The organism is Aliiroseovarius lamellibrachiae, from assembly GCF_018599245.1.
GTDB lineage: Bacteria > Pseudomonadota > Alphaproteobacteria > Rhodobacterales > Rhodobacteraceae > Aliiroseovarius > Aliiroseovarius lamellibrachiae.
In genome coordinates this window covers 67,471-79,620 of the sequence record NZ_JAHEVJ010000002.1, presented here as the reverse complement: position 1 = coordinate 79,620, position 12,150 = coordinate 67,471, and the positions used below count along the sequence as shown (strand labels likewise).

Sequence of the window (12,150 nt, the reverse complement as noted above, 5' to 3'; positions counted from 1 at the left end):
GCCCCACAGAAAATCAGGAGCACCCTTATGGAAACCCTCTCAGAAAATGCCTGCTTTGGCGGCACCCAAGGTGTTTACAAACATGCCTCTTCGGCCACCGGAACGGATATGACCTTTGGCCTGTTTCAACCGGCTGAAGCGCTGGACGGCCCGGTGCCTGTGCTTTGGTATTTGTCTGGCCTGACCTGCACCCATGAGAACGCGATGACCAAAGCGGGCGCGCAAGCGTGGGCCGCAAACGAAGGCATCGCACTGATCTTTCCCGACACCTCGCCGCGCGGCGAAGGGGTGGCCGATGATGAGGCCTATGACCTAGGTCAGGGGGCCGGGTTTTATGTGAATGCCACCCAAGACCCTTGGGCCAAGCATTTCCGTATGTGGGATTATCTGGTCGAAGACCTGCCCGAATTGGTGTTCAACGAATTTGCCTTAGACAGCGAACGCCAAGGCATCACCGGGCATTCAATGGGCGGTCACGGTGCGCTGACAATGGCGATGACATTGACCGACCGCTTCCGGTCTGTGTCGGCCTTTGCGCCCATCGCCAACCCCACCGCATCCGACTGGGGCCGCAAGCAATTGGGGGCTTATCTTGGCGACGATGACACCAAATGGGCCGCGCATGACGCATCGCTTTTGATGGCCGATAAGGGTTTTGACGGGCCGGTCCTGATTGATCAGGGTGCGTCCGATCAGTTCCTCGACCTTCTGAAACCCGAAGCTTTGGCCGCAGCTATTGCCGCCAAACGCCAAGAGGCGACATTCCGGATGCAGCCGGGCTATGACCACAGCTATTACTTTGTATCGAGCTTTATGGAAGACCACGTCGCCTTCCACGCGGATGCGCTTTACGCATGAGTGACGCGCCCAAAGAGCCCGCGATCTATATTGATGCGGACGCCTGCCCGGTGAAAGCCGAAGCCGAAGCGGTGGCCACGCGCCACCGGATGCGGATCTATTTCGTCTCAAACGGCGGATTGCGCCCGTCGCAAAACCCGTTGGTTGAGATGATTTATGTCGCCGACGGGCCAGATGTGGCGGACATGTGGATCGCGGATCGGGCGGGCAAGGGTGACGTAGTGGTCACCGGCGACATTCCGTTGGCGGCAAAATGCGTGGCAACCGGCGCGCAAGTGCTGCGCCCCAACGGCGAAGCCTTGTCTGAGCGCAACATCGGCCAGACGCTCGCCACGCGCGACCTCATGACAGACCTGCGCGCGGCGGATCCCTTTCGCCAAGGCGGCGGCAAACCGTTTTCCAAAGCAGATCGTTCGCGGTTTCGCGATGGGTTGGACCGGGCCGTTTTGGCGGCAAAGCGCGCCCTGATCTAGCCACCGCCCAAGCATCGGGCCTGCTCATGGTTCTTTTCCGCACCGTTTTCCCCTTATCTCACACCCTCAACTCCTGTGTTCTGGGGCAAGAGCGCAAGCTCGGGTCTGTTTCAGGAGGGGAACATGGAATTACTGATTAGCCTTATCGCAGGCGCCATCGGCGGGAATGTCTCGGGCAAAGCTGTGTCATCTATCAACCAAGGCACGTTGATCAACTCAATCGCGGGCATCGTGGGCGGGGGGCTTGGCGGTCAAATCCTGTCGATGGTTGGCGCTGGCGGCTTGGCCGGTGGCGGCATGGATTTGATGGGTATCATCGGTCAACTGGCGTCTGGCGGCGTTGGCGGCGGCGTGGTTCTGGCCATTGTCAGCGTGATCAAAAACGCGATGGCCAAGTAACAGAAATACCGGGTGGGGCCGGGTGTTGTTTGTTTAACGAGTGTTCAGGGGGCCATGTGCCCCCTTTTTCTTTGGGCACGCCGCGCAGAATTACCCCCAGATCGCTCTTTCCCGCCCCTTTTCCAAAGCAATTCCCGCAAGCTCCCTTGCCTAACGGCGCGTCGCTTTGTAGGCATAAAGTGACTTTTACAAGAGGGCCTTCTTATGCCGCATAGCGACCCGAAAACCCTTGTTTCGACCGATTGGCTCGAAACCCACCTGAATGATCCTGACCTGCGCGTGATCGACGCCAGTTGGTATATGCCGGATATGGAACGCGACGCCGAGGCGGAGTATAACGCCGCGCATATTCCCGGCGCGCGCTATTTTGATATTGATGAAATTGCCGACCTGCGTTCAGACCTGCCACATATGGTCCCCCCGGTTGAAAAGTTCATGTCGCGTATGCGCGCGATGGGTATTGGCGACGGCCATCAGGTTGTTGTCTATGACGGCATCGGAAATGGGATGAGCATGTTTTCCGCCGCCCGCGTGTGGTGGATGTTTCGTCTGATGGGCAAGACAGATATCGCGGTGCTGGATGGTGGCTTTGCCAAATGGCAAGCCGAAGGTCGGATGATCGAGGATCTCCCCCCCGTCATTCGCGATCGCCATATGACCGTGTCGCGTCAGGCCCATATGATCAAAGATGTGACCCAAGTGGCGGCGGCCTCAAAGCTGGGCGATTATGAAATCGTTGACGCGCGTGGGGCGGAGCGTTTCCGCGGTGACGTGGCTGAACCGCGCGAAGGCCTTCGCGCAGGGCATATCCCGAACTCAAAAAATCTGCCCTTTGGCGAGCTGTTTAATGCGGACGGCACCATGAAGGACAAAGACGCCATTCGCGCCGCCTTTGAGGCCGCAAATGTTGATCTGAAGAAACCCGCCATCCTGTCCTGTGGCTCAGGCGTGACCGCCAGCATTCTTGCCCTTGGGCTGGAACGCATCGGCCATGACCGCCACGCCGTTTATGACGGCAGCTGGTCAGAATGGGGCATGTATAACGACCTGAAAGTCGCAACCGGAGAATAACGCGATGTTCAACACATTGAAGTCCCAGCCCGTCGATAAAATCATGGCGCTGATGCAAATGTACCGCGAAGACGCGCGCGAAGGTAAAATTGACCTTGGCGTTGGCGTTTACAAAAACGCGCTTGGTGTAACGCCAGTGATGCGTGCGGTGAAAGCTGCCGAAAAGGTGCTCTGGGACGTGGAAGGCACCAAATCCTACACCGGGCTTGCGGGGGACCCTGCGTTTGGCAAGGCGCTGTCCGGGCTGGTTCTGGGCGACACTGTTGATGCGGACCGCCTGTCGATGGCGGCCCAACCGGGCGGCACCGGCGCGATCCACCAAGCGGTTGAGCTGATCAAAATGGCCAACCCCGATGCCACCATCTGGCTGTCGGCCCCCACTTGGCCAAACCACCCATCGATCATCAAACACCTTGGCATGGCGATGGCGGAATACCGTTATTTCGACAATGAAACCCGTGCGGTGGATTTCGACGGCATGATGGAAGACCTGAAGGGCGTGAAAGCCGGCGACGCGGTGCTTTTGCATGGCTGCTGCCACAACCCCACCGGTGCCAACCTGAATGTTGAACAGTGGAAAGAGGTCGCGACACTCATCGAGGCCAAAGGCGCGACCCCCTTCATCGACATTGCTTATCAGGGCTTTGGTGACGGTTTGGAAGAAGATGCCGCAGGCGTACGTCTGGTGGCGCAAATGGTGCCAGAAACCATGGTCGCGGCGAGCTGTTCCAAGAACTTCGGCATCTACCGCGAGCGTACTGGGCTGTTGTTCACCGTCTCAAATGACGCGGCGCAAGCCAAAGTGACCCAGCAAAACCTGACCCACCTGAACCGTCAGAACTTTAGCTTTCCCCCCGATCACGGCGCACGTTTGGTGACCATGATCTTGGAAGACGATGGCCTGAAAGCGGATTGGATGGCAGAACTGGAAGAGGTGCGCACCGGCATGCTTGGCCTGCGCACACAACTGGCGGACGCCCTGCGCGAACGCTCTGGATCTGATCGCTTTGGCTTTATTGCCGATCACCGCGGCATGTTCTCGCGCCTTGGGGCCAGCCCTGAACAAGTTGAGAAAATGCGCGTCGATCACGGTATCTACATGGTGGGCGACAGCCGGATGAACATTGCCGGGCTGAACGAGGCAACGATCCCAGTCCTTGCAGATGCGATCATCGCCGCTGGCGTATAATCCGCACCAACAAAGCGAAAACCAAAGGGGACGCATAAGGCGTCCCCTTTTCCTGTTGGACTTACGTCCCCTTCAACGCGATTTTGGCTTTTTTCTTGTTCCAAATATCCTCGCCGAAGGCAAACGCCGCGCAGGCTGCGCGGCGTTATTTCGGTCTGATCAGCTGTTGGTGAACTCGGGATAGGCTTCCATGCCCAGCTCAGCCACATCCAATCCGCGCATCTCGTCATCCGCATCCACCCGCAGGCCAACTGTGCTTTTAATCACAGTGAACAGGATATAGCTGACCACAAAGGTGAAGCCGCCGATTGCTGCAAAGCCGATGAACTGATTGACGATACTTGCGTCAGAGTTGGTCCAGGCCACAATCATTGTACCCCAAGCGCCAGCAACCAAGTGCACCGGAATGGCGCCAACAACGTCGTCGATCTTGAGCTTATCCAAAAACGGCACCGCATAAACCACAATCGCGCCACCAATGCCGCCGATGATCAGCGCTTGAAAAAGGCTTGGCGCCAAGGGTTCCGCAGTAATCGACACAAGGCCAGCCAGTGCGCCGTTCAGCACCATGGTCAGGTCAGGCTTGCCAAAGGACACTTGGGTCAACACCAGCGCCACAATCGCCCCAGATGCTGCCGCCATATTGGTGTTGGCAAAGATGCGGCTAATGTCGGTCACATCGCCAATGGTGCCCATCGCAAGCTGTGATCCACCGTTAAAGCCGAACCAACCGAGCCACAGGATGAACGTCCCCAAAGTGGCCAGTGCAAGGTTTGACCCCGGCATAGGCACAACGCGACCGTCTTTGAATTTGCCCAAACGCGGCCCCAGAACCAACGCCCCAGCCAAAGCGGCAAACCCACCAGCAGCGTGTACAAGGGTCGAGCCTGCAAAGTCTTGAAAGCCCAGGCCATCAAGCCAGCCGCCGCCCCATTTCCATGACGCTTCAATCGGGTAAATCACACCGGTCAGAAGCAGCACAAACAACAGGAACGGCCACAGTTTAATACGTTCCGCCAACGTCCCAGACACAATCGACGCCGTGGTTGCACAGAACATCAATTGAAAGAAAAAGTCAGAGCCAACAGAGGCATAACCCACGTCAACGCCGTCCGCCCCAACGCCAACCGCTTCCAATGTGGCCGGTGCAATCGCCCCTAAAAAGCCCGGAATGATCCACGCATCGCCCGGATACATCAGCCCATAACCAACCAGCCAGTAAAGGATCGCCGCCAGCGAAAACAGCGTCACGTTTTTGATCAGCTGCATGGTCACGTTTTTGGAACGCACCAATCCGGCCTCGAGCATCGCAAAGCCCGCCGCCATCCAAAAGACCAGAAATCCGCCGACCAAAAAGAGCAGAGTTGTTAAAATATACTGGGTCTGCGCGGCGGTTTCACCCTCGGCCAGCGCCATCCCCGGAGCTGCAATCAATGCAGCAGTGATCAATAGTCGTTTCATCATCGTCCCCTCAGACTGCGTCCATGTCGGTTTCGCCGGTGCGCACCCGAAGGGCGCTGGCGACATCCAGAGTAAAGATTTTGCCGTCACCGATTTTGCCGGTCAGCGCGGATTTGGCGATGGCTGCAACCACGTCGTCAGCCAGTTCATCCCCCACCACAATTTCCAGTTTCAGTTTCGGCAGGAAGTTCACCGCATATTCGGCCCCGCGATAAATTTCTGTGTGGCCTGATTGGGCGCCAAAGCCTTTGACTTCGGTCACCATCATGCCGCTCACGCCCAACGCCACGAGGGCTTCGCGCACCTCGTCGAGCTTAAAGGGCTTGATCGCTGCTATGATCAGTTTCACGCCATTCTCCTTTTTTGGTCTGTGTCTGGTTGTCCCTATCGGGGCGCAGAGCGGCGGGAATGGGCAGGGGTTTGGGTGAAAAACAGCCCGGCGAAAGCGTAGAAAACCGTCGCTGCGCAAAAATGCTGCACCTGCAAAATAGGTCTGCCTGTTTATTGGGCAGCCAACTTTAACCAAACGCGCACCGCCTAAGCGGGAAAGAACGCGGAATTACGCAAAGATCCGGGGGAAACACCGCGAATTCTCGCGTGGGGGTGGGGATCGGGCTACACAGCCCCCATATGATTCGTTACTTTGTGATCAACGAGCAGATCTGGAATTTGAGACCATGAGCCCAACCGGCCGCAAACGCCCCACCTTGGTGGCGGACCAACGCTATCCCAACGCAAAGAGCGCGGCGAAAAAGCCCGCCCGTAAAACTGCGTCTAAATCTGCGGCCAAGCCTGCGGCACGAAAAACAGCCGCCAAGCGGCGCACACCCGCACCCAAGCGGGGCGGCGGGGGCGGAGGGGGCGGCAGCATCCTGATGTGGCCCGTGCATTTCGTGATGTGGCTTTTGCGGATGCTCTGGCGTTTGATGTGGAAAGGGGCCGTCGTGGTCACATTGATCATTGCGGCGTCCGTGTTCTATGTGGCCTCAACCCTCCCCGAGTTGACCACAATGCTTGATGGGCGCGCCAAGGGGTCGGTAACGATCCTGGACCGCTACGGCGATGTCTACGCATGGCGCGGCGATCAGCGCGGCGGCACGGTCACGTCTGAAACTGTCAGCCCCTATCTGAAAAACGCAGTGGTCGCATCCGAAGACAAGCGGTTTTACCGCCACTTTGGTGTAAGCCCGCGCGGCATTGCCTCCGCGGTGCGTATCAACCTGCGGGCCGGGCGCGGGCCTTTGTCGGGCAACGGTGGGTCGACATTGACGCAACAGGTGGCAAAGCTGCTGTGCCTTGGTGTGCCTTATGATGCGGACACCTGGAAAAACGAAGCGGCGTATGAGGCGGACTGTCGGCAGGGGTCGCTCTGGCGCAAAGTCAAGGAAGCTGTCTATTCGATGGCGTTGGAGACGAAATTTTCCAAGGCAGAAATCCTGACGATCTATTTTAATCGCGCTTATCTGGGCGCAGGATCGCATGGGTTTGATGCCGCGTCACGGCGCTACTTCGCTATTCCTGCGGCAGATCTAAACCCGGCACAGGCCGCGATGTTGGCGGGCATGCTGCCCAAGCCATCGGTTTATGCGCCGACGAACAATCTGAAGCGATCGCAGGATCGTGCAGCCACAGTGCTGCGATTGATGCGCGAACAGGACTATATCACCGCCAAGCAAGAGGCCTATTTTCAGGCCAACCCGGCGACCCTGTCCAAAGCGGCCAAAGCCCAGGCAGGGGGATATTTCGCTGATTGGATCATGCGCGATATGCCCGCTTTCCTGACCCGCAAAACAACCGAAGATGTAGTGATCAAATCAACGCTGGATCCTGAAATTCAGACCGCAGCCGAAGCAGCGGTGAACTGGGTGTTTGCCAATAAGGTCCGCGACGGGTCCAAAGCACAGGCCGCGATTGTGGTGATGAGCGCGGATGGCGCCGTGCGCGCCATGGTCGGCGGGCGCGACATGCGGGTGACCGGTGCATTCAACCGCGCAACCCAGGCCAGTCGCCAGACCGGATCGTCATTCAAGCCATTTGTCTATGCGGCGGCGCTGGACCTTGGGTACAGCTGGAATGATTTTGTGCTCGATGAACCCTACTGTCTGAATGTGCCTGGATCTGGCGAATGGTGCCCCAAGAACTATACCCGCAAGCACTATGGCAACGTCAGCCTCACCGACGCTTTGGCCAAATCGCTGAACGTGCCGGCCGTGAAAGTGTCCGAGGCCGTGGGGCGCGAGGCGGTAAAAACCGTGGCGTCAATGTTTGGCATTGAAAGCGATCTGGCGGACGGTCCGGCACTGGCGCTTGGGGCTTCGGAAAGCACGTTGCTGGAAACCACAGGTGCCTATGCGGGCATTCTGAACGGTGGTCGTTCGGTCACGCCTTACGGCCTGACGGAGCTGTCGCTGGTGGGGGATAACTCTCCTTTGATGACGCAAACCGGCGGCATGGGTGAACGGGTGATTTCCAAATCGGCCGATGAGCAGCTTGTCTATATGATGAATCAGGTGGTTGAGGTTGGATCCGGTCATCGCGCCCGTATCGAAGGGCGCGAAGTTGCTGGGAAAACGGGGACCACCCAGGGCGCCAAAGATGCGTGGTTCATTGGGTTTACCGCCGATTACGTGGCGGGTGTCTGGATGGGGTATGATGATAACACCCCCCTGAAGGGCGTAACCGGCGGTGGCTTACCAGCCGAGGTGTGGCAGCACGCGATGGCGAAGATCCATGAGGGGCTGCCCCCGCGCCCGTTGCCCATGATCCGCCCCGGCGCTGCCCCGCAATTTGAGGGCGAGAATTTTTCCTCTGATCCCAATGCGGGTGGCAATGGCACACGAACACAGCCGCGTGGAAATGATCTTCAGGATGCGGTTGAGAATGTAATCATCAACACCCTGCGGTCGATTTTTGGCCAAGGCAACTAAGCCACAACGTGATCTGGGGACGCAGTGATCGCGGCCCCAGATCACGAAAAACAATCAGGCGGAGCAGTCCGCCACGCTGATCACATAGCGATCAATCAGGATTTCGTCAGGGTCACGGTACGTAAAGATCACCTGCCCTCCACGGCTCAGCGGCCCACCAAAACTTTCGGCTGGGCAGACGATCTCTGCCAAGGTGGAGGTTGAGTTCATGGCGACCCCGGGTTGGTGGTCCGACACGACATACACAAACTCCAGCGATTTTCCCTCTGCATCGACTCGCGTTAAGGTCTTCACCTCATCTAGTTCCATCGGAAGGCTTGCGCGCATCCCCTCGCTTTCGCTTGCGAAATACTCCTCTACGGTCATCGCACCCGAGATAAGACCAACGAGTGTGGTGCTGTCCACGACATCATACGCGGGGGTTTCATCCAGCACCTTCGATAAGGCCTGCCCCATGATGATTGCGACCAGAGCTGTGACAAGCAAGATTGGGTTTCGGACATAACGCACCATTCGCCCGCGCATGGGTTTCTGTTGGTCCGCCATCGCAGGGGTGAAAAGAAGAACAAGAGCGACGATTGGAACAAACCCCATCCAGGCATATTTGCTGTCTCCGCGCATGTTCATCGAGCGGGCGGCCGAGGCGTAATACAGCATTCCCCCTAGACCAGCGGCGCCGGTAAAAATCACCGTGATCAGGATCCAAAGAAGGCCAAGGTCTGCAGCAAACGGCACCGCATGCCCCCCCAGTTGAAGGGCCACGACACCAACGTTGAACAGCGCCTTGGCCCACAGAAAAGCCAGTCGTCCGATAGAGTGGCGGATGGTCAGGCGCCACGCCGCAATTAGCCCCCCCAAAATGGCGCAAAGGATGCCGGCAAACATCAGCGTCCATTCCGGCAAAAGAAGGATATGAATAAAAATGCGGTCCAAATGCTCGCTCCTAAATATTGTCACGCCCCTCTCTAATAGGTTGCGTCATGGGGGGCAATTCTCGCGCAAGATACGTTACGGAAAACGCAGAGGATTCAGGCCTTTGGTCATAGAAAACCCCACAGCGCGGCGCGCGGTGGGGCAGTCCGTTGTTCACAAATGTCGTGGACCGATCAGCCGTAAAGCTGGCGGGCCTGACGGAAAGACAGCAATTGTTTGCTTTTCTCATCCCAAAGATGCAGACGCGCGCAGGCAAAGCTTTCACGGATGGTCATCCGGTTGATTTGCGCCAAGACGGAATGATCTTTAAGCACCTCTGTCAGGCGGTAAAACGGGATGCGGCTGTAGAGGTGATGCACATGGTGGATGCCGATATTGGCGCTGAACCATTGCAATACTGGTGGCAATACATAGTGCGAGCTGCCGTGCAGGGCCGCATCATGCAGTTGCCAATTTTCGTCTTCATTCCATGTCGTGTTTTCAAACTGATGCTGAACATAAAACAGCCACATGCCCCCTGTCGCCGCCAGCAAAGTGGAGGGCAGGAAAATCAGAAACACGGCCGAGAGACCGCCAAAATACCAGATCACGGCGATGCCAATAAAGATCGACAGGTTGGTGCCCATGGCGCTGATCCAATAACGCGCGCTGTTCATCAGGCCAACGGGCAAGCGGTTTTGCAAAAGGAACAGATAGCTTGGTCCAAAACCAAACAACACAACAGGGTTGCGGTACAGGCGATACATCAAGCGGTGGAACGGGGTCAAAGCCTCGTATTCGGCAACGGTCATCGTATGGATGTCACCAATGCCACGTTTGCCAAGATTACCCGCCGAGCTGTGGTGGATTGAATGGGTCCGGCGCCACACATCATATGGGGTCAGCGTCAGCACGCCAATCACGCGGCCCACCCAATCGCTCACGGCGCGATGCTTGAAGAACGAGCCATGTCCGCAATCATGTTGGATCGTGAAAAGGCGCAATAGAAACGCCGCATTCAGGACCGAAATGCCAAAGGTCAACCAGTAACTGACGGAAAGAGACAGCCACGCCAAAACCCATAGGGCAATGAAGGGGATGAACGTCACGCCCAGCTCAAAGCTGCTGCGCAATGCATCTGGTTCGCGATAATTGGCCAAGGTTTTCACCCATTCGCGTGCGGAAAGGGTTTCGCTGTTGAGCGGGTGGTCTGATGTATCTTTCATGCGCCTGCTTTTTCGTTGGTCCCGGAAACGGATAAACCACCAGCCCTATATGGCAAGTAAAAACGCGCCCAAGACACGTCAACGTGCGGATCTGTCCCAGAATGCTGCGGATTTGTTCATTCAAATACGAAAAAACCCCGGCGCATTTCGCGTCAGGGTTTTCTTAGGTTTACCTATGGGTAAGGCGCGGGCGCGACTGGGCTGTCTGACGCATGATTAACTTGTGCTGATTCTGCGGCAGGCCCGTTTGCATCCAAGCGATCAGACCTTGGACAGATCCCTGATCAACAGGTCCAGATCACCCTTGCGCTTATCCAACATCGCGCCAATTTCTTTGCGCTCAGATTTCACGATTGAAATTCCTTCGACCTGCATGTCGATGAATTTACCGTTTTTCGCAGCCACAATGAACACCACATCAAAGGGGGACATGCCCTTAAGCTTGGTCATCGTCAGCACTTCGAACCGGTTTTTCACCGCCTTGGTGCTCACGACTTCGATCTTCCCGCCCTTAAATTCCCGAAAGCGGCTGCCATAGCGTTGCGCAATATAACCAGTGAACGCCTTGGTGAAAGCGCGTTTCTGCGACGCCGTCGCGCTGCGACCATCCACACCAAGCGCTGACAGAGCAATGAAATTCACGTCAGCATATTTGGTGAAAACACCTTTGAAACGGGAAATCATCTTTGCCTCGGCTGCGCCGGAATTGATGATCGCATTAATATCGCCCACCACCTTGCCAATCAGGGTTTCCGCTTGCCCCCCCGAGATTGCCGCAAAAGCAGCCGCTGGGGCCGCCATTGCGCCAGCCAAAAGACCCATCATTGTGCGTCGGTTCAACATCACTTTACCCACCATATGCATCGTACAAATCGTCCAGTTCATTATCCTCGACCACCTGCCCCAGCTCATACCGGCGACTGTCGAGGTAATAGAGTTGCAGCGTGCCGTAGCCATCGCCATCACTGTAAAGAATACTATCAACACTATCGGCAAAATCATAACGATCACCGAATTTTGACATTACCCAAGCAGCTTTCGGCAGCTGACGCACTTCGGTCGGCAACACATAGCTTAGCGGGTTCAGCATGAAATCGCCCAAGATACCCAGGCCATCACGTTCCGTTGACGCACCAAAGAAAGGCAGCACAACATAGTCGCCTTCGGGCATTCCCCAAACATGCAGGGTCTCGCCGAAATCACTCTTGCGCTCCTCCAGACCAATGTCGCTGGCCACATCAAACAGACCTAACAGGCCAAGCGTCGAGTTGAACAAGAAGCGCACCGTATTGTGCACCGCATCGTCAATCTGACCTTGCAAAAGCTTATTGACCACCACGCCCGGCAGGCTGGCATTTTCCGCGAACATGGCAACCGAATTGCGCACCGGTTTGGGCACTTGCCCATAAGAATCCGCCGCCGGGCTGATCAATGCCCGATCAAGTGCAATATTGGCCTTATAGGTCCGTCGGTTCTGCGCCTCATGTGGATCATCATAACCCGTAGGCGCCGGCGCTTTTGCACAGGCACCAAGCACGGTCAGCACCGCAATCGCAATCAAAGTCGTCTTTTTCATATTAAGCAGCTCGGCGGTTCCCCCCGGTCACCCCGGCGACAGTCCGCATCTTTCAGAT

Annotated in this window: 12 protein-coding genes; 6 read left to right on the top strand and 6 right to left on the bottom strand. The window is 56.8% G+C overall.

Going from position 1 to position 12,150, the window contains the following annotated elements; genetic code table 11:
- Nucleotides 1–27: 27 nt before the first annotated feature.
- From fghA to KKW20_RS03745, 5 genes are all read left to right on the top strand, one after another.
- Nucleotides 28–858, top strand: a complete 831-nt coding sequence (gene fghA / locus KKW20_RS03765) for an S-formylglutathione hydrolase (RefSeq protein ID WP_214566208.1) — start codon at nt 28–30, stop codon at nt 856–858.
- Nucleotides 855–1,331, top strand: a complete 477-nt coding sequence (locus KKW20_RS03760; protein WP_214566207.1) for a YaiI/YqxD family protein — start codon at nt 855–857, stop codon at nt 1,329–1,331. The genes fghA and KKW20_RS03760 overlap by 4 nt, the downstream gene beginning before the upstream one ends.
- A 123-nt stretch (nt 1,332–1,454) precedes the next feature.
- A complete protein-coding gene (locus KKW20_RS03755; protein WP_214566205.1) occupies nt 1,455–1,730 on the top strand; it encodes a hypothetical protein in 276 nt (91 codons plus the stop codon).
- A 204-nt stretch (nt 1,731–1,934) separates the two neighbouring features.
- Nucleotides 1,935–2,801, top strand: coding sequence for a 3-mercaptopyruvate sulfurtransferase (gene sseA / locus KKW20_RS03750; RefSeq protein WP_214566203.1), 867 nt, complete (start codon nt 1,935–1,937; stop codon nt 2,799–2,801).
- Nucleotides 2,802–2,805: 4 nt separating this feature from the next.
- Nucleotides 2,806–3,990 (top strand): amino acid aminotransferase, encoded by a 1,185-nt coding sequence (locus tag KKW20_RS03745; protein ID WP_214566201.1) that lies wholly within the window; start codon nt 2,806–2,808, stop codon nt 3,988–3,990.
- Nucleotides 3,991–4,149: 159 nt separating this feature from the next.
- Here the strand turns inward: KKW20_RS03745 and amt are convergent, their stop codons facing one another.
- Both amt and KKW20_RS03735 read right to left on the bottom strand, forming a co-directional pair.
- A complete protein-coding gene (gene amt / locus KKW20_RS03740; protein ID WP_214566199.1) occupies nt 4,150–5,451 on the bottom strand; it encodes an ammonium transporter in 1,302 nt (433 codons plus the stop codon).
- A 10-nt stretch (nt 5,452–5,461) separates the two neighbouring features.
- Entirely contained in the window at nt 5,462–5,800 is a 339-nt protein-coding gene (locus KKW20_RS03735) for a P-II family nitrogen regulator (protein WP_214566198.1), read from the bottom strand.
- Nucleotides 5,801–6,128: 328 nt separating this feature from the next.
- Here KKW20_RS03735 and KKW20_RS03730 point away from each other — a divergent pair, with 328 nt between their 5' ends.
- A complete protein-coding gene (locus KKW20_RS03730; protein ID WP_214566196.1) occupies nt 6,129–8,378 on the top strand; it encodes a transglycosylase domain-containing protein in 2,250 nt (749 codons plus the stop codon).
- A gap of 54 nt (nt 8,379–8,432) precedes the next feature.
- Here KKW20_RS03730 and KKW20_RS03725 read toward each other — a convergent pair whose 3' ends face one another.
- The 4 genes from KKW20_RS03725 to KKW20_RS03710 all read right to left on the bottom strand — a co-directional run bounded on the left by KKW20_RS03725 (nt 8,433) and on the right by KKW20_RS03710 (nt 12,092).
- Nucleotides 8,433–9,311, bottom strand: coding sequence for a hypothetical protein (locus KKW20_RS03725; protein WP_214566194.1), 879 nt, complete (start codon nt 9,309–9,311; stop codon nt 8,433–8,435).
- A 173-nt stretch (nt 9,312–9,484) separates the two neighbouring features.
- A complete protein-coding gene (locus tag KKW20_RS03720; protein ID WP_214566192.1) occupies nt 9,485–10,516 on the bottom strand; it encodes a fatty acid desaturase in 1,032 nt (343 codons plus the stop codon).
- Between the two features lie 261 nt (nt 10,517–10,777).
- A complete protein-coding gene (locus KKW20_RS03715) occupies nt 10,778–11,401 on the bottom strand; it encodes an MlaC/ttg2D family ABC transporter substrate-binding protein (protein ID WP_246534434.1) in 624 nt (207 codons plus the stop codon).
- On the bottom strand, nt 11,364–12,092 hold the full coding sequence (locus KKW20_RS03710) for an MlaA family lipoprotein (RefSeq protein WP_214566190.1): 729 nt from the start codon (nt 12,090–12,092) through the stop codon (nt 11,364–11,366). The genes KKW20_RS03715 and KKW20_RS03710 overlap by 38 nt, the downstream gene beginning before the upstream one ends.
- Between the last annotated feature and the right edge of the window lie 58 nt (nt 12,093–12,150).